At 70.0% G+C, this 23,690-nt stretch carries 14 protein-coding genes; 3 read left to right on the forward strand and 11 right to left on the reverse strand.

Going from position 1 to position 23,690, the window contains the following annotated elements; all coding sequences use genetic code 11:
* Positions 1-2: 2 nt before the first annotated feature.
* The 4 genes from LNW72_RS38940 to LNW72_RS38955 all read right to left on the reverse strand — a co-directional run bounded on the left by LNW72_RS38940 (position 3) and on the right by LNW72_RS38955 (position 5,793).
* A complete protein-coding gene (locus LNW72_RS38940; protein ID WP_250979744.1) occupies positions 3-1,226 on the reverse strand; it encodes an MFS transporter in 1,224 nt (407 codons plus the stop codon).
* Positions 1,227-1,396: 170 nt separating this feature from the next.
* Positions 1,397-3,412, reverse strand: a complete 2,016-nt coding sequence (locus LNW72_RS38945) for a PEP/pyruvate-binding domain-containing protein (protein ID WP_250979745.1) — start codon at positions 3,410-3,412, stop codon at positions 1,397-1,399.
* Complete coding sequence (locus LNW72_RS38950; RefSeq protein WP_250979746.1) at positions 3,409-4,782, reverse strand: ATP-grasp domain-containing protein; 1,374 nt, start codon at positions 4,780-4,782, stop codon at positions 3,409-3,411. The genes LNW72_RS38945 and LNW72_RS38950 overlap by 4 nt, the downstream gene beginning before the upstream one ends.
* Before the next feature lie 279 nt (positions 4,783-5,061).
* Positions 5,062-5,793 carry a TioE family transcriptional regulator gene (locus tag LNW72_RS38955; protein ID WP_250979747.1) on the reverse strand — a complete coding sequence of 244 codons (732 nt, stop codon included), beginning with the start codon at positions 5,791-5,793 and terminating at the stop codon, positions 5,062-5,064.
* 58 nt (positions 5,794-5,851) lie between these two features.
* Here LNW72_RS38955 and LNW72_RS38960 point away from each other — a divergent pair, with 58 nt between their 5' ends.
* A complete protein-coding gene (locus tag LNW72_RS38960) occupies positions 5,852-7,069 on the forward strand; it encodes an erythromycin esterase family protein (RefSeq protein WP_250979748.1) in 1,218 nt (405 codons plus the stop codon).
* Positions 7,070-7,494: 425 nt separating this feature from the next.
* On the opposite strand, the gene LNW72_RS38965 is transcribed toward LNW72_RS38960, so the two are convergent.
* The 3 genes from LNW72_RS38965 to LNW72_RS38975 all read right to left on the reverse strand — a co-directional run bounded on the left by LNW72_RS38965 (position 7,495) and on the right by LNW72_RS38975 (position 11,762).
* Entirely contained in the window at positions 7,495-9,360 is a 1,866-nt protein-coding gene (locus LNW72_RS38965; protein WP_250979749.1) for a trypsin-like serine protease, read from the reverse strand.
* A 150-nt stretch (positions 9,361-9,510) separates the two neighbouring features.
* On the reverse strand, positions 9,511-11,154 hold the full coding sequence (locus LNW72_RS38970) for a S1 family peptidase (RefSeq protein WP_250979750.1): 1,644 nt from the start codon (positions 11,152-11,154) through the stop codon (positions 9,511-9,513).
* Between the two features lie 167 nt (positions 11,155-11,321).
* Positions 11,322-11,762: a hypothetical protein gene (locus LNW72_RS38975; protein ID WP_250979751.1), complete on the reverse strand. Its 441-nt coding sequence runs from the start codon at positions 11,760-11,762 to the stop codon at positions 11,322-11,324.
* Between the two features lie 368 nt (positions 11,763-12,130).
* Here LNW72_RS38975 and LNW72_RS38980 point away from each other — a divergent pair, with 368 nt between their 5' ends.
* Positions 12,131-16,153 (forward strand): polymorphic toxin-type HINT domain-containing protein, encoded by a 4,023-nt coding sequence (locus LNW72_RS38980; RefSeq protein ID WP_250979752.1) that lies wholly within the window; start codon positions 12,131-12,133, stop codon positions 16,151-16,153.
* A 16-nt stretch (positions 16,154-16,169) separates the two neighbouring features.
* Positions 16,170-16,499, forward strand: coding sequence for a hypothetical protein (locus tag LNW72_RS38985; protein WP_250979753.1), 330 nt, complete (start codon positions 16,170-16,172; stop codon positions 16,497-16,499).
* Positions 16,500-16,601: 102 nt separating this feature from the next.
* On the opposite strand, the gene LNW72_RS38990 is transcribed toward LNW72_RS38985, so the two are convergent.
* From LNW72_RS38990 to LNW72_RS39005, 4 genes are all read right to left on the reverse strand, one after another.
* Complete coding sequence (locus LNW72_RS38990; protein WP_250979754.1) at positions 16,602-18,059, reverse strand: leucyl aminopeptidase; 1,458 nt, start codon at positions 18,057-18,059, stop codon at positions 16,602-16,604.
* Entirely contained in the window at positions 18,059-20,710 is a 2,652-nt protein-coding gene (locus LNW72_RS38995) for a tetratricopeptide repeat protein (RefSeq protein ID WP_250979755.1), read from the reverse strand. The genes LNW72_RS38990 and LNW72_RS38995 overlap by 1 nt, the downstream gene beginning before the upstream one ends.
* Positions 20,711-21,014: 304 nt before the next feature.
* Positions 21,015-22,178, reverse strand: coding sequence for an aminotransferase class V-fold PLP-dependent enzyme (locus LNW72_RS39000; RefSeq protein WP_250979756.1), 1,164 nt, complete (start codon positions 22,176-22,178; stop codon positions 21,015-21,017).
* On the reverse strand, positions 22,175-23,392 hold the full coding sequence (locus LNW72_RS39005; RefSeq protein WP_250979757.1) for an MFS transporter: 1,218 nt from the start codon (positions 23,390-23,392) through the stop codon (positions 22,175-22,177). The genes LNW72_RS39000 and LNW72_RS39005 overlap by 4 nt, the downstream gene beginning before the upstream one ends.
* Between the last annotated feature and the right edge of the window lie 298 nt (positions 23,393-23,690).

Consider the following 23,690-nt stretch of genomic DNA (forward strand, 5'->3'; position numbering starts at 1 on the left):
TATCACGCTTCCCCGGGAGCTGGACGGACCCGGTCGCGACGGACGAACCACAGGACGACGCTGACGACGAGCAGCAGCAGGCACGTTCCCACGGCCGCGTGCACCAGGAGGGCGTCGAGGCGGTCGGCCGCGAGGTAGGCGCCGACGGCCAGAGCCACCAGGGCGCACACCCCGCGGTCGATGATCGACTCCAACGACAGGAGCGTTGCGCGGTATGGGGTTTTCGGGATCGCCGCGTTGATCAGGTTCCGCTGGACCGGGTAGGCGAGACCGGTCGCCGCCGCGAAGACACACAGCCATCCGATGGTGGCCATGGCCCCGGCCATCGTGGTGGCGGCCAGGGACAGGGCCATCACGAGGCTCAGCACGGTGACGGCGGCCGTGTCCGACAGCTTTCCGCGGACCCAGCCCGGCCGTGCGGAGCCAACGGCCTCGGCCACGGTCATGGCGGACAGCACCGCTCCGTGGTCGGCGACCGGAATGGCCTTGTCGAGGAGCAGCGGCTGGAAGAGGTTGACCTGGCAGATGCGCGCCAGCGTGAAGATGGCCACGCCCTGCACCATCAAGGGCCCCAGAGACCTCGAGCTCTTGAGCAGGGCCAGCGCCTGGCGCGCGGAGCTGAGAAGACCGGCGCGTTCCGTGTGAGGTCGCTGTGCGTCGTGGTCCGCGGCGAGGGCGGGAAGTGCGCCGGCACAGGCCAGCGAGCCGAGCGTGCAGGCGGCTGTCAGCAGGTAGGGGGCCTGGTGCTGGAGGTGCATCAGGACGCCGACCAGCGGCCAGCAGGCGATTTTGGCCCAGAGCCCGAGGGATCTCGCGGTGCCCTCCGCCTGGACGTAGTGCTCGCCGGCACCATTGGCGTGCAAGTACTCGTACAGATAGGCGCTGGAGGCTCCGGACACCAGGGACCGGGCGGCGGCGATGGCCAGGAAGTGCAGCAGGAAGCCCGAGAAGGAGGGCCAGGCCACCGGGACCAGGTTGGCGGCGGTCATCACCGCCGCCCCCAGTTGCAGACAGCGTCGCTGGCCGATGCGGTCGGCGAGGAGACCGGTGGGTATCTCCAGCAGGCAGAACGCCACGTAGTAGATGCTCTGGATGCCGAAGATCTGACTGTCCGACAGCCCTGCCTGCTTCTGGTACTCGTAGAAGACCGGCATCCACCACAGCAGGTTGAACAGCAGCTGGAAGCCGTTGTTCAGGCGGATCACGCGCAGGACGTTCTTGGGCATGGGGGCACGGCGTTTCGCGCGCGCGAGCAGGGAAACAGGCATGGGGGACCTTCGTCGGTGTGCGGGGACGGTGCGAGGGGCCGGCTTCCGCCCGAGTGCGGGCGGGCGACCACGAGGGGCGGGCCGCACCACGCCGGAAGTCCCGCGGTGGTGGGGCCCGCCGGGCGGCGTCAGGCGCTGTAGGGCCTCAGCTGGAGGATGTGGAGCCGGCCACCGGGTGCGAGGAGCCATTCGATGTCGAGCGGCACCGCGAACGTGTAGTCGGTGGCGAAGTGGGACTGGAGCAGACGGCCGGCCAGCGCGAGCTCGCCGAGATGGTCCTGTGTGTGCGGGTCCAGGTCCTCGGATGCCGCACCGAGCGAGATGGTACGCCCGCCGCCTTCCACGGTGTTGTAGAGGTACTGCAGGGGCAGCGTCGTGCCGTCGACGACGTCGGAGGTGGAACCGTGCGCGCAGTTCAGGTAGACGTTGCGGAAGTCGGCCCTGTTGGTCGGGTTGCAGGTGACCATCACGCCGCCGAGCGGGGATGCCTCGTACCGCTGGATGATCACGCCCATATATGTGTCGTCGAGGGAGATGCCTGCCTGGTGGCGCAGCCGCACGCTACGGGGGGACAGCAGGGACGCCCACACGTGGCGGATGGCGTCCAGGAGTCCGGGCAGATCGGTGACCTTGGTGTGCGACTCGTAGATGCCCGCGGCGGAGAAGCCCGGCAGGTCTTCGGCGTTGGAGGACGAGCGCACCGCGAAGCGGCTCGTTCCGGCCAGGTGCTTGACCAGGTGCGTGTCGAGCGCGCGGACCAGGTCCTCGGGCACCGGCAGGGTCCGCACCAGATGCTGCAACTGGACGCAGGCGGTGTCCACGGCGTCCATGGCGTCCAGTTCCAGGGCCATTTTCAGCTTGCCGATGCTCTGCTGCACCGCGGGCGACGAGTCCAGAAATCGCTGCTGGACGGCGAAGGGGACGGCTATCCCCTCCGGCGCGCTGACCCGCCGGGCCAGGAACGCGCCGGCTGCCTCGGCCAGATCGGCGTGCTCGGACGTCCGCAGACGACCCGCCAGGTGGCCGAGAAGGTCGGGCCTGGGCGGGCGCGGGACGGAGTAGTAGCCGGTCAGCCGGGCGGAGCCGTGGCGCAGCACATGGTGGAGTTCGCCGAGGTTGGCCGCCTTGGTGCCATAGCTGCGCCGGTCATGGGAACGGAGTTCGCTCAGCGGCACGATGGGCACGTCGGCGACCTGAGGGGCGTCGAGTCTGATGCGCTGGGTGTGCCAGGTCGGCTCGGTGAGGTCGGACGGCTGCTCGGCGCGTTCGACGACGGCGCCGTCGGCCAGCACGTCGTAGCGGATCCAGGCACCGTCGAGGTCGTCGGCGGCGATCCGGTCCAGGACACCGCGCACGATGGCGTTGGGGATGCCCCAGCCGGCCGCCAGCATGTTGGTGTGCGACAGAGGGGTCGTGGGTGAGCCGTTGAGCAGACCGGCGAGCCGCGGGATGTCGTCCGGGACCACCGGCATGGCAACGATGTCGTACCACGTGAGTCCCGGCCGGGCGGCGAGGTACTCCTCGGTGGAGGCGAAGGCCCGCAGCCGGCCGACGGCCGAGCCGAGGGTGAGCGGTACGAAGGGGGCGGCCGCGAAGAGCTCGTGGCCCTGGGTGCGGGGCAGCACGGTCTCGGGCACGGAGGTGAGAGCGTTCGCCTGGCCGTGGTTGGCCGGCTTGACCAGCAGCGCCAGCGCGCTGTCGAGCTGCTCGCGGACGAAGGAGTAGAACTCGGTCAGCAGCGTCGCACCCATGGTGTCGGCCTCGGTCGTCTCCAGCACCAGGAACGGCTGTGACTGGTCCTCGGGCCCGCCGAAGTGCAGGGACAGGACACCGAGCAGGAACCGGCGCTCCGGATCCTGGTAGACGCTGTGGTTGAAACCGTCGAGCTCGGCGTCGAGTTCCTCCAGGGTCAGTGCCTGGATCTCGGTGGCGATGTAGTTGACGTGGAAGGAGTGCACGGCGCTGTCCAGGATGTGCCAGACACCCTGCTGCCGGTCCACGACGACCTTGACGTAGGGGTGGCCGCCGAGAACGCCGCACAGCTGCTCGAACAGGGGCAGCGTGAGCACACTGCCCACGACTGCTCCCTGGTGCGAGCCGGTCGGAGCGCCGGTCCGGGTCAGGGGAGTGCCGGAGTTCGTCATGAGGCGCTCCCCGAGGCCGGACAGGTGGCGGTGAGCTCGTGGGGAAGGGACTCGACGATGCGTCCGCAGTCGGCGAGCAGCGCGGGGCCGGAATCGGCGGCGACGAAGCACAAGGCCGCCATGGAGTTGGCTCCGCCGGCCTCCTCATAGGCAGGCATGACGGTGCCGGGCGGGAGACTGAGCTCGCGGACGAGCTCGATGCGGGACCCGTCACTGAGCAGGGAGGACCAGTCCACCGCGGTGAAGTCCCAGCGCGGAAGGTGCTTCCATGGTTCGCCCGCGGTGTCGGCGGCGAGGATGACCAGCGAGCCCGCGGCGCCTGATCCCTCGGTCAGCATCCGGGACGGGTATTCGACCGTCTCACCGAGCAGCTGGCGCACCAGCATGCCGATCATGTCGAGGCCGAAGACGGTCTCCACCTGGCACGTGGTCATCACACCGCCGAACCGGGCCGCGGTCTCGATCAGCCACATCGCGCCGTCCGCACCGAGCTTGACCTCGGTGTGGGTGGCGCAGGTGCCGAGTCCCAGCGCGTCGACCGCGGCCCGGGACACCTCCTCGATGCGACGTTGCAGCACCTCAGGCAGAGCGGCCGGGGTGATGCTGGCGCGTTCGGTGAAGGGCGGGATGGTCGGCATGCGGCCGGTGATGCACAACGGGTGGTAGACACCGTCGGCGACGATTCCCTCCACGCTGACGTAGTCCCCCCAGCCGGGTCCGTCGAACCAGTCGGTGGCGTCTCCGATGACGATCTCCTCGAGGAGGAAGTCGCTCACGCCCTCGTCCGCGCGGTGCAGTTCCGCGTAACCCTCCTCGGACGATGCCGCCATGACGGAGCGTCCGGTCTTCCAGCCGCGCTCCGCCTCCTGCTCGTTCCGCACCGTGAGGTGAGCCGTGGAGCCCGCGCTCCACGCCGCCTTGAGGAGCAGCGGCGGCTTCAGCGACTCGAAGGCGAGGGCGATGTCGTCGGGCGAGTGGATCTCGGCGAAGCCCGGAACGGGAACCCCCGCGTCATGCCAGATCTGTCGCATCAGCCGCTTGTCCCGGGCCGCCAGCACCTGCTCACCCGCACCGGCCAGGCCGAGCCGCAGACAGGCGTGCGCGACGGCCACCACCGCGTATTCCGACAGTGTCAGCACGGCGGCGGCCTCGACGCGAGCGGCGTGGGCGCAGATCAGGCTCACCAACTCCTCGCCCTCCTGCGGCTGCACGCGGGTGACCGAGGCGCACCACGGCTTCCACGCCGCCTCGGTGGACCGCGGCAGCGGTGCGAGTGCCAGTACGTGCACCTCGCCGTGTGCGGCGATCTTCGGGAGCGCGTATTCCAGAGGCGGGCCGCCCTTGGCGTAGATGAACAGGATCGGGCTCACGGCACTCCTGGTGTCGGGTTGGGCGCTGGGCGCGCCGCTGTGGATTCATCCGGTCGTCGGTCCGGTTCGGCGTCCATGACGGCGATGACGTCTGTGGCGTCCGTGGCGTCGCTTTGAAGCGGGCCGTCAGTAACCAAAACATGACAGAACGCGACGTGCGGACATTTGTGCGGTCATTCGACTAGGCATCCGCCAAACAACCAAGAGTCAGGGAGCCGTCGCTGAGCGGGAATCAGCCATTGCGGGACGGGTCCCGGCGTCGGTCCGGCGACCGACGCCCTATCCGCGCTCGCGGAGGTACGCCTCCAGCTCCGCGGCCCCGGTCAGCATCGCCCGCCCGCGGGCGGACAGCCGGGCATGCCAGTCGGCGAGTGCGGCCTCGAGCGGCTCCAGACCGCCGGCCGCCCGCACCTGGGCGAGCAGTGGGGCGATCTGCTCCAGCAGGTAACCGCCCCGCCTGAGCTGGTGGGCGAGCCGGGCGTCCCGTACGTCGGCCTCGTCGTAGACGCGGTACCCGGTCAGCGGGTCGCGGCGCGGGCGCACCAGCTCGGCGCGCTCCCATTTGCGCAGCGTCGCGGGCCGGATTCCGAGCTTGTCCGCCAGGGGCCCGATGAACGTGCCACCGGGCTCAGACCCCGTGCCGGCCTCGGGCGCCGTGGTGGGCCCCAGGTCGCGGAGGGCGCTGTCGACGGCCTGGAGGGTCCTCCGGTCGTCGAGCAGTTGGGCGTGGCTCTCGTCGATGAGACGGAATGCCTCGTCGACCGCGCCCTGGTTCACGGCCCGCATGATCGACGTCGCCGTCCGGTGGCCATGGCCCGGCACCAGGGCGAGGAACGCGCTCAGAGCCCTGGCGTGCAGTGGGGTGTAGGTGCGGTAGCCGTGGGGTGTGCGATCGGCGGCCGGAAGGATGCCGGCCTGTTCGTAATTCCTGATCGCCTGGGTGGACAGACTGTGCCCGCGGGCCAGATCGACCGGCCTGAGCCGATCAGCGCTTTGAAGGTTTCTCCCCATGAGGCAGACGATATCGCTCAAAAGTTTCAACCGAAGGTTCAACGATACCGTTGAAGGCATGGCTACTGACATCAAGGACACCGTCCATGCCGTCGAGGCTGCCGCCCTCATGAGACTGCTCCCGGCCCGGCCACGGCTGCTCGCCCTGGGCGAGCCCACCCACGGCCAGGACGCCCTGCTCGACCTGCGCAACGAACTCTTCCGGCAGCTGGTCGAGCAGGAGGGTTACCGGACGATCGCGATCGAGAGCGATTGCATGACGGGCCTGGTCGTGGACGACTACGTCACCTCAGGCACCGGCACTCTCGACGAGATCATGGAGCAGGGAATCAGCCACGGCTGGGGCACCTCCGCCGCCAACCGCGAACTCGTGCGCTGGATGCGCGCCTACAACGTCTGCGTCGACAACGACGGCCGCCCCGCGTCCGAGCGGCTCCGCTTCGCCGGGTTCGACGGCCCGCTGGAGATCACCCACGCCGCGAGCCCCCGGCAGGCCCTCACCGCACTCCACGGCTACCTCGCGGCCCGGGTGGACGCGGACCTGCTCCCCTGTACCGCGGACGCACTCGACCGCCTGATCGGCCCCGACGACCGGTGGACCGATCCCGCCGCGATGATGGACCCGTCCCGGTCCACCGGGCAGTCGGCCGAGGCCGGCCGACTGCGGCTGCTCGCCGACGATCTGACAGCGCTGCTCGACGCGCAGACGCCACACCTGATCCAGGAGACCTCGCGGGACGACTGGGACCGGGCGCGCCTGCACGGGCGCACCGCGGCCGGCCTGCTGCGCTACCACCACTGGATGGCCGACACCTCACCGGCCCGCATGACCCGGCTGTGCGCGCTGCGGGATCTGATGATGGCCCAGAACCTCCTCGCCCTCGCCGAACGGGGACCGGCATTCATCCACGCCCACAACTCCCATCTCCAGCGGAGGAAGAGCACGATGCAGATGTGGGAGGGGCCGGTGGAGTGGTGGAGCGCCGGTGCGCTGGTGAGCGCCCGACTCGGCGAGGCGTATGCCTTCGTGGCCACGGCCCTCGGCACGATCCGGCACCAGGGAGTGGACACCCCGTCACCGGACACCGTCGAAGGACTCCTGTACGCGCTCCCGGAAGACCGCTGCGTCGTCGACGCCCCGCGACTGGCCACCGCCCTCGTCGGCACAGGGCCCGCGCTCCGGGTATCCCCATGGTTCGGCTACGCCCCGCTCGACCCGGCCCACCTGGCGGACAGCGACGGGATCGTGTTCGTCAAGGACGTCCCGCGAAGCTAGATGAAGGTGTCCAGGGCCTGGTCGCAAGCGATCAGTGAGCGGTTGACTGGCGTGCGGGTCTGGTCGTTGTGCAAGATTCGGCAGTGCAGGCCAAGAACCGCGGTCAGCGTGAGCAGGGCCCGCTCGCTGTTCCGGCGGTCGGCACGGAGAAGGTGGCGGTGTGGGCCGGCCACTCGATGCATCCCCCATGATCCCCGCGTGGACCGGTAGGTGATTGGCCGTCGTTACCAGCAAGATTTCGCACCGCGTGCGCCGAGCTCGCTCGTGACCCGAGAGTTGAGCCACTGACGGCCCGCCTCCCGAGGATCCACTGATCCTCGGGAGGCGGGCCCTGGACTTGGTGCGAGCAACCGGGCGCGAGGCCAGCGCCGTCGTGGCGCGCGAATTGCCCTCCGAAATCCTCCGGCCTGGTGACCGTTCCTGGGTCAGTTCTCCCGGTTGTCCCAGGTCTTGCTGGGATTCTGGAACGCGGTACCCGTGCTGGGGAAATTCCACAGGCCGGTCTGGGTTCGGCCTTCCGTGGACGTGCCGTAGTTGTAGAGGACGCCGATGTCGGTCTTGCCGTCGCCGTTGTAGTCACCGGAGGTGAGCTTGCTGTTGTTCCAGTTCCAGCTGTCGGCGGCGCTGTCCCAGAGCTTGCGCGGTGCCTGGATGCCGGTTCCGGTGCTGGTGAAGGTCCACAGAGCGGTGTGGCTGCGGCCGTCGCCGGTGGCACCGTTGTCGTAGAGCACGCCGATGTCGGCTTTGCCGTCGGCGTTGTAGTCGCCGGAGGTCACCAGGCTGCTGTTCCAGTTCCAGCTGTCCGCCCCGTTGTCCCACAGTTTGCGAGGCGCCTGGAAGCTGTCGCCATTGCTGGAAAACGTCCAGAGACCTGTTTGATTGCGACCGTCCGTGGACTTGCCGTAGTTGTAGAGGACGCCGATGTCGGTCTTGCCGTCCCCGTTGTAGTCACCGGAGGTGAGCTTGCTGTTGCTCCAGTTCCAGCTGTCGGCGGCACTGTCCCACATCACTCGGGGAGCCTGTACACCAGCGCCGGTGCTGGTGAAGGTCCACAGGGCGGTGTGGCTGCGGCCGTCGCCGGTGGCACCGTAGTTGTAGAGCACGCCGATGTCGGCTTTGCCGTCGGCGTTGTAGTCGCCGGAGGTCACCAGGCTGCTGTTCCAGTTCCAGCTGTCCGCTCCGCTGTCCCACACCTTGGTCGGCGCCCCGAAGCCGGTACCGTTGCTGAGGAAGGTGAACAGGGCGGTGCGGCTGCGGCCGTCGCCGGTGGCACCGTAGTTGTAAAGCACGCCGACGTCGGTCTTGCCGTCGCCGTTGTAGTCGCCGGAGGTGAGTTTGCCGGCGCCGAAGTTCCAGCTGTCCGTTCCGCTGTCCCACACGGCCCGCGCCGTCCGCAGACCGTCGCCCGACCACACCCACAACGCCGCGCGATTGCGCCCGTCAGGGGTCTTCCCGTAGTCGTTCAGGACCGCGACGTCGGCCTTCTTGTCGCCGTCGAAGTCGCCCGAGGTGACCTGCGTCTGCCGCGGCAGCGCCAGCACCTGCTCGATCCAGGGGTCGATATCGTCCACCCGGGAACTGACGGCTCCGGTTCGGGTCTCTTCCGAGCCCAGGCAGCCGCCCTGCCAGGCTCTGCTGTTGACGGCGGCGACCTCGACCCGGCCGTCGTGCTCCCGGAACACCGGGCCGCCCGTGTCGCCTTGGCAGACAGTGGCCTGACCTGTGGTCCGGCCCGCCAGAGCGACGGATGTCGCGGCGACCGAGTCGACTATGACCTGTGTGGAGTGCAGCCGGTTCGGCACCCACTCCTGCTGGGTACGGCCATATCCCGCGGTCCGGAGCACCTCGCCGGGCACCAGGGCCGACAGTCCGAGCGCGACCGGACTGACGCCGACCACAGGCGACGCCAACTTGGCCATCACCAGGTCCCGGTCCACTCGCGGCACCAGTTCCGTGACCGCGACGACGGTGCCTGTGGTGCCGCTGAGATCAGTGCGGCCGATGGTCGCGAGGGTCTTCAGCTTTGGTGCCCCGGCGGGTATGGCGAAGCCGGCCCGCGGGTCGTCGGCGAAGCAGCTGCTCGCTGTGAGGATCCACTGAGCGTCGACGAGTGCGCCGGTGCAGGCCCGCGTGCCGCCGATGTCGAGCTTCGCGGTGAACGCGTAGGTGTTGTCCGCGGCGCTATCGCCGACGACCCCCTGTGCTGTCGGGGCGCCGGTCAGCAGGCCAACGGCTACGGCAGCGGCGAGTAGGCCGGATATCCGCGCGGTGCGCGGATGTTTTTCGAACACGGTTCAAGTCCTTCGTACGGGCGGGAGGAGGAAAGCTGCACCGGGGCGCGCTGTGCGCAGCGTGGTGCTCATACGGCGCGCTCCCGGCCGCTGATGATGCGGCCGGGAGCGTTGGCTACCTCGTGGGTGCAGTGGCGAATGGCGCGGAGGCTAGTTCCAGCTGCCGGTGATGGCGACGGTGGTGGGGGTGCCGGGGATGTTGGACGGTTCGTCGGCTGCGTCCCATGTGCGGTTGACGTGGCGCAGGGTGTGCTTGATGTGCCCGTCGGCGGTGACGACGACGGTCTGGAGCTCGCCGTCAACAGCGGCGGCGTCGATGTTGGTCACCGGGTCCTTGCCCAGGACGGGACTGAGGTCTCCGAAGACTCCCCAGGTGCCGTTGGCGGCGCGGATGCCGTGCTGGATGCCGCCGGTGGCGTTGGTGACGACGACCTGGAGGTCGGTACCGGTGCCGGCGAAGGCCATGTTGCTGACCGGGCCGAGGGTCGCGGTGAGCTGCTTGAGTTCGCCCCAGGCGGTCCAGGTGCCGTTGGCGTGCCGGATGGCGTGGAAGGCCTTCTTGTCGGCGACGACGCCGATCTGGGTCTCGGTGCCGGTCTGGGAGGTGGTCACCTGGGTGGCGTTGCCGAGAACGCCGAGGGCGGCGGTGACGTCACCCCATTTGATCCATTTGCCGTTGGCGTCCTGGACGTTGTGGTAGATCCGGCCGTTCGCGAGTGCGATCAGGCTGAGTCCGTTGCCGGTTGAAGTGACCGCGATCTTCGTCAGGCCGGGCAGTGCGCCGGTCTCGGCGGTCAGGTCGCGGAACTTCTCCCACGATCCGTTGGGCAGCCGGGCGCCTTCGTACAGGTGGGCGTTGCCGCCGATGGCGAAGACGTAGTTCTTGCCGTTGATCGCGGCGTCGGCGGTGACCTTCACTTCGCCGATGCTGCCTGCGGCCTGCTGGACGTCGCCGAAGGCGAGCCAGTCGCCGTTGCTGTCGCGCGCGGTGTGGTAGAGACCGGTGTTGGTCGTGGCGAGCATCTGCAGCTTCCACGGCGTGGCCGTTACGGCGGTGGCCTGGCGGATCCAGGCGTTGATGTCGTCGACGCGGGTGGCGACCGCACCGGTGCGCGTCTCGTCGGAGCCCAGGCAGCCGCCCTGCCAGGAGGTGCTTGCGACGGCGGCCAGCTCGAAGTTGCCGTCGACGTCGCGGAAGACGGGCGCGCCGGTGTCACCCTTGCAGATGGCGGTGCCGTCGATGCCCACGGTGGTGGCGTCGACCTGATGGGCGGTGAACGCGGCGGTGTGCAGGGTGTCGGGGACCCAGGTGTCCTTGGTGCGGCCGTAGCCGGCACCCATGAGCGACTGGCCCGAAACGGGGGCGGTGATGGCCGGGTGCAGGGGCCGGATGCCGGAGACCGGGGTATCGAGCTTGGCCAGAACCAGGTCCCGGTCCTGACGGGGCACCAGGTCGACGATCTGGCGCACGGCGCCGGTGGTGCCGGTCAGGTCGGTGCGGCCGATGGTCGCGGTCGTCTTCAGCTTCGGCGCCCCGGCGGGCAGCGTCAGCGGTAGGGCGGGGTCATCGGCGAAGCAGCTGGAGGAGGTGATCAGCCACTGGTTGTTCAGAAGGGTGCCGGTGCACGACCGCTGTCCGCCCCCGATGTCGAGCTTCGCGGCGAACGCGGAGACCCCGGCATCGGCGGCGTCACCCGTCACTGCCTGGGTCGCCGGGCCGGTGAGAACACCCGCTAGGACGGTGACTGCGAGAAGTCCGGTGGTCCACGCCGTGCGTGAACGTATGCCTGACACGATGTGCTTCCTTCAGAAGAGGAATGTTGAAGTCCGCCGCAGACGGCGGACATGCTGCCCCAGAAGGTCCTGGACAGCCCGAAGGCGCTGGCAAGAGCGCGGACTCAACCTCAGAAGAGAGGGAGACGCCGGCGTTACGCCGGCGTGGTGGGAAGCTGGTTCGCGAATCAGCCGGTGACGCGGATGGCGACCAGGACGGAAGGGGCGCCGTCCACGGTGCCTTCGCCGACGCTCTTGGCGCTGTCCTTGGCGACGGCGACCGTCTGGGTCGCGCCTTCAGCGGTGAGGTCGGCGCTGATCGGGTGTTCCCCGGTCTGCAGGCGGATGACGTCGGGCACCTCCAGAGTGAGGTAGCCCGTCTTGTTGTTGGCCTGGAAGCAGATCTCTGAGGCTCCCGTCCAGACCTTGATCTGCTGGGGTGAGGTGCCGCAGGCGTCGAGCAGCAGGATGTGACCGTCACCCTTGAGGAGCTTGATGTTCCGGTCCTTGAGAATCTTCGCCGCATTGGGGTACTGGAAGTCCTCCACCGCGGAAGGCGGCGCGGTGTCAGCGGCTCCTGCCGTGACGGAAGCGGAAGTGGTGGAGGCCAGGGCGGGCGCACCGATCAATGCGGTAAACGCACTGACGATTCCAGCCGCAAGTAGCAGTATGCGGAGGCGAGATGTCACCGAAGAATTCCTTTCAGGCATGGGCGACTGCAGATCCGCGGCCCCCCACAGATGTAATCGAAACGTAAAGTACTGCAAGAAGCTAACACACTGAGACTGTGTACCCAGCGTGCCAACCGGCCGGTGAATCGAGGCGCGTTCGCCGCGGGAAGGTGCGGCAAGTCGCCCTTCACCGCAGGCTGTTGGTGTGGTAGGGCACGGAGGGCCGGTCCTCTGGAAGGCGTGCCGCCGTCGGCTTGCGATGGCTAACCGTGCGCGCCAGCTTGCTGTGTTGATCGATGGTAATGTGAAGGACGGGTAAAGCAGGCATGGTTATGCTCACGGTGCCGAGGTTCGGCATCCGGCCACGGGAGTTGCCGGTCAGTGAGATGAGTATCGCCTTGCGGCAAAGACATGCCTTGCACCATTATTCGGAATGGACACGTCGCGCTATACGCGTGTTGTGTCTGGGCCTGTTGCCGTTGACGCTCATGGCGACTCTGCTCGGATCCTCGACGGCTATGGCCGATGACGCTCCCGGCGGCAGTGACCGGGGTTGGATCGTCCGGCTGTGGGAGACGAGCGGGCCCGGCGTCAAGGCCGCTGCGGAGGTAGCCCTGACCGGTACCGACGCCGATGTCCAACGCTTCGCGGCTCAGCTGGAAGAGACAAAGTTCCGGGATGATCGGGTGGAGGCCGCCCAGATCGCGAGTGTGGGCGGTCGGCGGGTGCAGGAGGCTGTGAACACAGCCCTGTCGGGGGACGCCGCTGAAGTGGCGGTGTTTGTGAGGGATGGTTGGAGGGCACCGCACGAGCAGGATCAGCGGGTGCGGGTGGCCCAGATCATCGACGGGGCAGGTCGTCGTGTTCAGGCTGCTGGGAACGCTGCTCTGAGTGGGACGCCCGCGGATGTGTTGGCGTTTTTGAGTCAGGGTCAGTACACGGCGCGGGATCAGGACGAGCGGGTTCAGCTTGTTCAGATTCTGGATACGGCCGGGCCTGCGGTGCAGGCGGCCGGCAACCTCGCACTGAACGGTTCCGCGGACGACGTCCGCGAGTTCTTGCAGGTCGGCCTGTATGTGGCGCGTGCGCATGACCAGGAATACACCAGTGTCGCGCAGCTGGCGGAGCAGGCGCGGGTGGCGGGCGATCAGGCGGCCGCGGAGACGGTAGCCGCCAAGGACGCCTCCGCGCGTGCGGTGACGGCCTCGAAGTTGGCCAAGGATGCGGCCAGGCTGGCTGCTTCTGAGGCGAAGGCGGCGGGTAGCGACGCGAACAAGGCCGCGTCCGCGGCGGGACGTGCGGCATCCGCGGCCAGTCAGGCTGCAACCGCCGCGCAGCAGGCGATCGATGCGGCGCGGGCGGCGAACAGTTCGGCGCGGGTCGCGGCCAATGCGGCCGCGCAGGCCGCCTCCGCCGCGGCCGGGGCCGCGCAGGCCGCCTCCAAGGCGCGTAGTGCCGCGGCTGATGCGGCCGTGGATGCCACGAAGGCCCAGGCCGCGCACACGGCGGCTGATACCGCACGCGCCGCGGCCTCGGCGGCCACGACGGGGGCCAAGGCCGCCGACAAGGCCAAGGAAGCCGCGACACAGGCCGGCGATGCGGCGTTGGCCGCGGTCGGTGCTGGCGTGGATGCCGCCGCAGCCGCGGATGCGGCCGATGAGGCCAGCGGTTATGCGAATCAGTCGGATGCCCAGACGGCCAAGGCCAAGGCGGCCGCTGCGGCCGCACGCCGGCATGCCGGGGAGGCCAAGCGCGCCGCCTACGCCGCAGTGAGCCTGGCCCGCAAGTCCGCTGTCGCGGCCGGTGAGGCAGGTGATGCTGCTCGGTCGGCTGCCGCGCACGCGTTGGCCGCCGCCACTGCCGCCGACGAGGCCGGCGCTCGCGCGCATGACGCGGTGACCGCCGCCAACGAGTCCACCAAGCATGCCGGGGAGGCCACCACCGCGGCCAACGATGCCAGTGCCGCCGTTGCCAAGGCCCAGAGTATCTACGCGCTGGCCCGTGAGGTCGACGCCGAAGAACTCCTCGGCCGCACCAACGCCGGGATCGAGCAGGCCCAGGACCAGAAGGAAGCAGCTGCCAAGGCCCAGGCGGACCAGGTCCGTACGGTCCAGCAGAACAAGGACCGCATCGCCCAGGCCCAGCAGCTGGCCGCCGAGGCCACCGCGCCCGGAGCCGACCCGCAGGTCGTCGCGGCCAAGGGCCGCAAGGCCGCGCTGCTAGCGATGCAGACAGCCGGCCCGTGGGCTGTTGCCGCCGCTGAAACCGCGTTGTCCGGTTCTGACGACGACGTCATGGAGTATTTGCGGACCGGCGGAGGAGGGGCTGCGCAGCAGGACGACCGCACATCGGTCGCGACGCTGGCCGGGCAGAGCCCGGTGGCATCGGTACGTGCGGCGGCTGAGGAGGCCCTGAAGGGTGACGCGGCGACGATCACCGCGTTCTTGACCACCGGGCAGTACCAGGTGGCTGTCCGGGACTTCCGCGTCTACATCGCGCAGGTCGCCTCCACCGGCGGGCGCCGGGTCCAGGACGCGGGCAACGCCGCGTTGGACTCCGGGTCTGTCGAGCAGTACCGGCAGTTCATCACCGACGGGCAGTACACCGCCCGCGCCCAGGACGAGCGGGTCCTGGCGGCCCAGTTGATCGACAGCGGCAGCCCGGAGGTGAAGTCCGCAGCCACCATCGCCTTGGAAGGCCCGCCCGAGCTACTGCACGACTTCCTCCAGGACGGGCGGTACAAGGCCCAGCGCCAGGACATGCTGGCCACCACCCATGTCGCGATGGTCCAGCAGTTGATCGCGGAAGCCTCCCGGATCGCTGCCACCGCGCAGCAGAACGCCGCCGAGGCCCGCAAGGCCGCAGCCCTGGCGCGTAAGGCCGCCGCCGAGGCCACCACCGCCGCGAACCAGGCGAAGGCCTCGGCCAAGGACGCCGAGAACTTCGCCGCGCAGGCCAAGGCGTCCGCCAAGGACGCCGAAGCGTCCGCCGCCCGGGCCGCGGAATCGGCCAAGACCGCCAGGCAAGCCGCCGCCAACGCCGAGACCTCCGCGGCCAAGGCCACCAACTCCGCCACCGAGGCCGCGATCTCCTCCGCGATGGCTCACGCCTCGGCAGCGGGCGCCTGGAACGCGGCCAACGAGGCCCGCGCCTCCGCCTTGGCCGCCGGCAAGGACGCCGCCGGCGCGGCGCAGGCCGCCAAGGATGCCCTCGCCACGGCCACCGTCAAGCTCAAGGCCGACGAGGAAGCTGCTGCAAAGTTCGAGCGGGAAGATCCCGGCGCGATCGCCCGCAGACAGTACCGGTGCGAAACACCCCTGGGGTGCCGCCTGGCGGATCCCCACTTCTGCCAGCAGAATGACGGCGTCTGCCAGGTCATCAACTACGGACCGGTGATCCTCGACGCCGCCAAGAAACTCGTTGCGGTCGAGGAGATGGTGATATCGCTGTCACCGAATGGCGCAGTCATGCTGTGTGTCGCGCAGGCGACCATGGGCACACCGGATGATCACGACTGGTGTGATCTCCTCCATCCCGACCAGTTCACCGGGGAAAGGCTCCACCTCCTAACGGCCATGATCAAAGTGCTACGGCGCGTCCCGTGCACTAAGTGCTTCCTGGCCGGCACCAAGGTGCTCATGGGGGACAATTCCACCAAGAACATCGAGGACGTCCGCGACGGCGACACCGTCCTCGCCACTGACCCGGTCACCGGGACTACAGCCGCCCGCAAGGTGACCCGTCAGATTGTCACCGACGACGACAAACAGTTCAACGAACTCACACTCGCAACCCGCAACGGACCCAAAAGGCTCACCGCCACCGCCGACCACCCGTTCTGGAGCCCATCGGAACACCGCTGGCTCAAGACAAGCGAACTCACCCCAGGCACCACGCTTCTGAGCAGCGACAAGAGCACCGTCCCTGTGCAGGCCAACCGTGCCTTCGCCCTGCAGGCCCGTACCTACAACCTCACCGTCGACAACCTGCACACGTACTATGTGCTGGCGGGCGATACACCGGTATTGGTTCACAACAGCGGGCCGTGCCCTGGGCTTTCGGGCTCCTGGCACGAGGGAACCTTCGAATCTGCCGAGGACAGCTTCGCATACCACTTCGAAAAGCACGCCGAACCACTTCACATCTCGACCGCAAAGTATTTGCAGGATGCTAAGGACTGGGCAGCGCGACTGGCTCAGCCGGGAGGTAAGGCGGGATTGAACGCAAAGAGGATGCCCTTTGACGATGGCAAGTTCGGCGTTAAGTACTCGGATCCCAATGGAGGCATGGGCGGGATTATCGGCCCAGATGGAAGAGTTGTCTCCTTCTGGTACACGGACGATCACTAGAACGAAGGAATATCGAATGCTGAGCTTTATGGACTCCTATACCTTGTGGCGCCAACTGCCGTTCCCGCGGAGCGGCTCCGGCGAGGGTATGATTATGGCGCACAGCGACCTGGCGTTCGCCGAGGAGTACGTGACGACGGTGATTCGGTACGTAGAACGCGGGATCTTCAAGCCGGCACCCGTGGATGTGCTCGCGTTTCTGCAGGAGCTTATGCACCGCATTGATCGGCTCGGCGACGTCGCCTCGGGTGGCGACCAGGCGGTCGTTCGGTCGCAGCATGCATATGCGGCACTGCTTGACCTCGTTTACCGCCATTTCCTCGAGGCCGGCGGCCAGGGGAAATAGTGAGGACCTGGAGGGCCTGCCGAGTATGTCGACGGCGGGCCCTCCAGAGTATCTGACGTAAGTTGCTGCGGGGTGAGTGGGGAACACCACTGGCTCAAGCCATCAGTGGGGGACCGCCGGGGGTTCGCGGAGCAGGGTGGCCAGGGTGCGGACGCCGAAGCCGGTGGCGCCTTGCGCCCACTCGCCGTCGTCGGCGTCGCACAGTGCGGTGCCCTGGATGTCCAGGTGGGCCCAGGGGATGCCGGCGGGGACGAACTCCCGCAGGAACAGGCCGGCGAGCAGGGCGGTGCCGTGCCGGTTGCCGATGGTGTAGTTGACCAGGTCGGCGATCGGTGACTCCAACTGCCAGCGGTAGCGGTCGGACAGCGGGAGGGGCCAGACCGGCTCGCCGGCCTGCCTGGCGGCCTGCCGCAACCGGTCCACCAGGGCGTCGTCGGTGCCCATCACGGCGGCGATCTTCCGGCCCAGGGCGATCGGGGCGGCGTCCGTCAAGGTGGCCACATCGATCATCGCGTCCGGGGCGCACTCGCCGGCCAGGGTCAGGGCGTCGGCCAGGATGAGCCGGCCCTCGGCGTCGGCGTTGCGCACCTCCACCGTGCGGCCGCCGCGCATCCGCAGCACGTCGCCGATGCGTACCGGGTCGCCGTTGGGCATGTTCTCCGTCAGGGGCAGCCAGGCGTCGACCTGCGTGCCGCAGTCCAGGCCGGTCAGGACCGACATCGCGCCGAGCACGGCCGCCGCCCCGGCCATGTCGGCCTTCATGGTGAGCATCTCGGCGCTGGGTTTGAGGGACAGCCCGCCCGCGTCGAAGGTGACGCCCTTGCCGATCAGCGCGTACCGGCCCACCGGACGGTCGGGCTGGTAGGTCAGCCGGACCATGCGGGGCGGGCGCAGCGAGCCGCGGCCGACCGCGAGCAGCCCGCCGAGGCGTTCGGCGGCGATGCGCTCCTCGTCCCACACCTCGCACCGCAGCCCGCTGTCGGCCGCGACCGCCGCCGCCCGCTCGGCGAACAGCGCGGGAGTCAGGTCCTGACCGGGCTCGTTGACCAGGTCCCGGGCGAGCAGGGTGGCGGCGGCCAGCCGCTGCCCCTCGTCCAGTGCGGCGCGCTCGGCCGCCCCGCCGCCGTCCGGCAGGAGCAGGTCGACGTACTCGGGCCCGCACGGGCCGCTCGCGACGGCGGACTTGTGACGGGTGAAGCGGTAGCCGCCGAGCAGGAACCCCTCGACGGCGGCGCGCACCGCCGACGGGCCGGGCGCCCGCCCCCCGGGTGCGGGCAGCGGAAGGCCCAGCCGCCCGAACCCGCTTACCGCACGAGCCAGTTCGGCGACCGAGGACCGGATCGTGTCGTCGTCCAGGGTGGTGCTGGTTCCGAAGCCGAGCAGCACCTGCGCCGGACCGTCCGCCTCTCCCGGCAGGCGCAGCACCTCGCCGGGCCGCCCGGTGAAACCGCAGGCCGCCACGAACCCGGCGGAGGGCACCTGCCCCGGCCGGTCGGTGAAAGCGGGCACGACCACCGCGTCGGTACCGGGTCGGGCCTGTTCCGCCAGCGACCAGCGCATCAGGACCGGTTCCCCCGGCCCGCGCCCGACGAGTCCGCACCGCCGCCGATCGCCGTCACGGCGGTCACCGCCGTCACCACGTGCGCCGAGGCGTCCCCGTCCGCCGTCGTCCCGTTCAGGGCCTCGGCCCTGGCTGCGCGGCGCGTCGTGGCCCACGCTTCCAGACCGTCGCGGTACTCCCGGCCCAGCGCCCCCATCGCGTCGTCGCGCCCGGTTCTGGCCCAACCACGAGCGGACGAGACGGCGTACGGGTCGATGCGCAGGGACTGGAGGAAGCAGTCCTCGGCCAGTTCCGGCAGCCCGGCCTTGGCCAGGCACTCGCCGGCCAGGCCGTAGCTCATCGCGGTCGACGTGGGCCCGAGCCGCGCGGCCCGCAGATAGGCGTCGGCGGCCTCCCGGTGCAGGCCCTGCCGCACCAGGGATTCGGCGAGCTCGATATGGCTCTTGGGCTCGTACGGGTCGAGGGCGATCACCTCCGTGATCCGCCGGTGGGCGAGGTCGTCGCGGCCGAACCCCAGCGCCTCCTTGGACCGGCTCTCCAAGCAGGCGCGCAGGTTCTCCCGGCGGAGGAACTCCTCGTACGGCGTGGTCGATTCGATCGCCCTGGCCAGTTCCTCGGCCCGGTCCATCTCGGCGGTCAGCCGCGCCTCGTCGCGCTGCAGGAACGGCACATAGGTGACGCTGCGGTAGAACCTGCTCTCCAGCATCAGCCGGTCCAGCGGTGTGCAGCCGGGGTCGGCGAGCAGTTCGGCCAGCGCCTGCTCGGCGGTGGTCCGCCAGGCCAGCGCCTCGTCCAGCGACTTCGTCTCCCGCGCGTGGAAGACAACGGCGAACACCGCGATCACGAACCGCAGCCGCAGCGGGCAGTCGGGGTGCCGGGCGACGTCGAAGGAAGTGGTGGGCGCAGCCACCTGCCGGCGGCCGCCGCCGACGGAGCCCACGTAGCGCACCAGGTCGCGCCAGTGGTGCAGCCGTAAATCGGCCGGCCCCGACAGTTCGGCGGCGGGGCGCTGCGGAATGAGGTCGAGCACCAGCCGGCCGAAGCCGAGCCGGAACAGGAGCGCGGATGTGAGCAACTGTCGTTCCGGATCGGCCTTCTCGAACCCTTCGACCCACTCGCACAGGTGGTCCCAGGCCGGGGTGCGCAGCTGCTCGGGCAGCTCCGCCGGGTGGTCGACGGCGAACTCCGCGAGCCCGGACTCGCGCACCAGGTTGCCGCGGAACGCCGGCGGCATCAGGCGCTGATAGGTGATGTCCGGGGCGGTGCCCGCCGCTGCGTGCCGGTAGGCGAGGGTGGGCAGTTCGGCGTACAGGTTGGGCGACTGGGACTGGCCCAGATTGAAGTAGGACGCGTACATCTGGTAGTGCCAGTTGTTCGCGTACCCGGGCGGCCGGCACGTGCGGCGGCCGGCCCGGCGCGCCACCTTGGCCAGCGCCTCCTCACCGGCCCGGGCGTAGCCGTCGGCGAGCAGCTGTTGGGTCCTGGCCGAGCGCGGCGCGGCCCGAAAGGCCCGCTCCGCGAGCAGCAAAGCGAACTCCTCGTGGCCGGCCTGCCGGGCGCACTCGGCGGCTGCCACCAGAGCGAAACCGGTGCCGAGCGGACCCAGCCGGGCAGCGTGCAGGTAACCGGCCAGCGCCTGATCCGGCCGGCCCAGCCGTTGCTGCGCCTGCGCGGCCTGCATGCGGATCTTGACCGAGTAGGGGTCCAGGGCGATGCCCTCGGCCAGCGCTTGCTGCTCGCCCACGGTGTCCTCGCGGCGCACCGCGATCTCCAGCCGGCGGTCGATCAGCCGCCGCCGCGCCTCCAGGAGGAGCAGCTCGTCCTCCGGGTCCGCCGGGACGAGCGGATCCAGCGAAGCGGCCGCGGCGGCCAGCAGTGTCGCGGCGCCGTCGAAGTCCTGCTCGCGCTCGGCGCGCATGACCTCGCGCAGGTCCAGCCGGACCGCCGCGATCGCGCACTCGAACGCGGTGCGCCCACCGGCCGCTCCCAGTAGCAGCTCCCGGGCCTGGCGGGCCAGACCGGGGGCCGCCGCGTCGTCGCCGGCGTGCCGGGCCAGCAGGTAGCCCCAGGAACCGGCGGCCTGGGCGTGGCACAAGGTGTCCGGCGGGTCCTCGACCAGCACCTGAAAGGCCGCGGCGGTGCGCGCGGACAGCCCCTCGGCCTGGAACAGCGCGGCCGCCCGAGCGGCCTGCACGGTGGCCTCGACCTCGTCGCGGCAGCGCAAAGGGTCCAGATCGTCCGGCACCACCTCCAGCACCGCCGCCGGCAGGCACACCGCCACCAGCCACTGCGCCAACGTGGCCCGGTCGACCGGGTCGAGCTCCGCGCGGCGGACGTACGCCCGCGTCAGCCGGGCCCAGGACGCGGAAGCCAAGTGCGCCGGGAGATCGGTGGGGACGACGGCCCGGTACTCACGCAGCCGCGACTCCTCGATCAGCAGCCGGCGGTAGCTGGCGGGCATGTTCATCCCGAACCGCAGAGCGGTCGCGGCGCGCTGGTCGAAACGGCGGGCGGCCAGCAGCGGGGCGCGGGCCTGGATCTCGGCCAACGGCGACTCCGCGCCGTCGAGGTACGGCCGGTGCACCTCGAACGTCAACCAGCTGGGGGCGTTCACACCGATCACGCCGTGGCTGAACCGCCACCGTTCCATCCGTAGCTCCCGGGTGAGAAAAGGTCTCCCCGCGGCCACGCACAGGGCGCGACCGCGGGGAGCGTGGTGTGCGGGGCGACGGTCAGGCGCCGCTGTCGATCAGACAGGTCCAGCAGTCAGCGGCACCGGTCGTGATCTCGACCTCGTCCTCGAGCTGCTCCCAGCTCTCGTATTCCTTTTCCATCGGGAATCCCCTCCGTCGTAGGAAGACCCGCACATGTCTGTGCGGGTACGCGTCCTTTGTCGCACGGCGCGCCAACGGCCGCAAGACATTGGGCAGTTGCTGCCAAGCGAAACGACCGCTTCAATCACGGGCGGCGGCCCCCGCGGGGGGTTCGGCCAGGGCGTCGAGCAACAGCTCGACCTCGGCCCCAGCCGTCCAGTAGTGCGGCGAGACGCGGATCATGCCGTCCGGGTACGACACATGGATGCCGCGCGCCGCCAGCTCCTGAACCAACCGCCCACCGTCCCTTTGCGGGTCGGTGAAGCTGACGATCCCCGACCAGGCGCCCGCGCCCGCCGGGGACTCGACCCGGTAACCCCTGGCGGCCAGCCCCTCGCGCAACCGCCCGGTCAGCAACTCGATCCGATCCGCCACCGCTCGGACGCCCACCGCCGCCAGTTCGTCCAGTGCGGCCGACAGCCCCACCATGCCCAGCACGTCGTACATGCCGCCCTCCACGCGGCCGATACCGGATCGCAGCGGCAGGTCGTACCGGAAGTGGCCGGAGCCCTTGCTGAGCATGTCGTTGGCCCCGTCGTAGCCGAACCAGCCGGCGGGGACCGAGCGCAGCAGCGGCAGCCGCCCGGCCCGGCAGTAGAACAGGCCGGTACCCGGAGGGCCGCCCAGCCACTTGTGCGCCCCGGCGGCGACGAAGTCCACCGGGGTGCGGGCCGTCGACAGCGGCAGCGCGCCCAGCCCCTGCACCGCGTCCACGCAGACCAGCGCGCCCACCGGGGCGGCCAGTGCGCACAGCAGATCGAGGTCGAGCCGGAAGCCGGTCGCGAAGTTGACGTGGCTGGCCGCGATCAGCCGGGTCGACGGCCCGATCGCGGCGGCGATGTCGTCCGCCTCATAGCCGCCGTGGCGCATCGCCACCCATCGCAACCGCACCCCGCACCGCTCCGCCAAGGCCCGCCAGGGGTGCACGTTGGCCGGAAAGTCCCGGTCGAAGACCACCACCTCGTCACCGGGCGCCCAGCGCAGCCCGTCGGCCACCAGATGCAGGCCGGTGGAGGTGTTCGGCACCAGGGCCACCTCGTCGGAGGAGCACTCCAGCAGCGCGGCGGCGGTCGCCCGGGCCGCGGCCCGGGCGGGGAAGATCCGCCCCATACGGGCGCTGCCGTGCGGATACACCTCGTCCAGGGCGGTGCGCATCGCGTCGGCGGCCGGTGCGCGGACCCGGCCGAGCCCCGCGTGGTCGAGGTAAGCGCGCGGCGCCTCCGAACACGCGTCGTCGGCGGTCATGTGGGCTGCTCCTGAACCCGGCGCGACCGCCGGGAGGTCAGCACCAGCCAGCCGGCCAGCAGGATCGGCAGGCCGTGCAGCAGCAGTACCCAGCGGGCCGCCAGATCGGGCGTCAGGACCACACTCGTCACTGCCAGCCCCGCCATCAGACCGCCGTTGACGACGATCTGGCAGAACCCGAACGCCTGCCCGCGCTCCTCGTCCGGGAGCTGCTGCAGGGCCTGTTTGAAGGTGATCTCGCTGAACGCGTCGCCCACCCCCGCGACCAGCGCCGCCAGCAGCCGCGGCCACCAACCCGGCAGCCAGAACACTCCGATGAACCCGAGCGACATGACGATGGTGGACAGACAGAACACCATCGCGGGTGCCCGCGCAACGATCTGGGTGGCCATCGGTCGCAGCACGAATCCGGCCACGAACAACCCGATCGCCCAGAGGCTCCACATGGTGCCGGCGAACAGGGCCGGCTCGTCCGGCCGTAACCGGCTGCCCAGAATGGGCAGGCCCACCTGCTGCGAGGCGCTGCCGAACGCGTCGAACCCGCGCAGCACCACCAGCGACGCCACCCCGGTCAGCACCAGCAGCGGCCATGTCGGCCGACCCACATCCCGGCCCGCCCTGGCGCCGGCCGACAGCGGTACGGCGGCGGCCTCCCGCAGCGGCAGCCGCAGCGCGATGAGCACCATCCCCGACAGCGCGTACGTGCCCGCGTCGAGCGCGAACACGCCCCGGAAGCCGAGGACCGGCACGACGACCGTGGCCGCGCCCATCCCCACCACGAACGCGATCCCCTTGAGCCCGGCCAGCAAGCTGTTGACGGCCTGCACCCGATCGCCGGCCAGCACCGGCGTCGCCGCCGACAACGTGGCTTCGAAGACCGACCGTCCGACCCCCAGGAAGAACACCACCGGGTAGAGCCATGCCAACTGCGCCCCGGTCGGCAGCACGGCGAGCAGCACCAGGACCGCCATCCGGACGGCGTCCGCGCCGATCATCACCCCGCGCCGGTTCCAGGCCCGCCCGTAGCGGTTGCCCGCCTGCCCGCCCAGGATCGCCCCGGCGTAGAGCGCGACACTGACCAGCCCGGTGGCGAGTGCGGAGCCGGTGCGCTCCCAGACGAACACCGACAGACAGACGAAGTCCAGCGCGTACCCGGTGTCCGACGCCGCCTTCGCGGCGAGGAACACGGCCAGGCCCGGCCGTGCAGCAGTCATCGCCCCCACCCCCCGGTTCGTCGGCGCCGCCGAACCCGTCAGTATCCTGGCCGATCTCGCCCCCGGGCGCAGGCCGATCGCCGAAAGCAGCCGCTTCCCGGCCGGGCCGGGACGCACGGTGAACGCACGAATCGCCGTGTGGCGCTGGTGTTATGACGGACCGTCACGAAAATGGATCGGACCCTTCAGCGAAAGGCGCAGGTGTCCCACGTTCACCCTTCACAGCCGCCGCACGTGCAGTGCGGCGGTCAGCATCGGGAGGGCGAACTCGCCGTCGGCGGTCTCCGGTCCGCTCGCG

This window comes from Streptomyces sp. RKAG293 (genome assembly GCF_023701745.1).
Classification (GTDB): Bacteria; Actinomycetota; Actinomycetes; order Streptomycetales; family Streptomycetaceae; genus Actinacidiphila.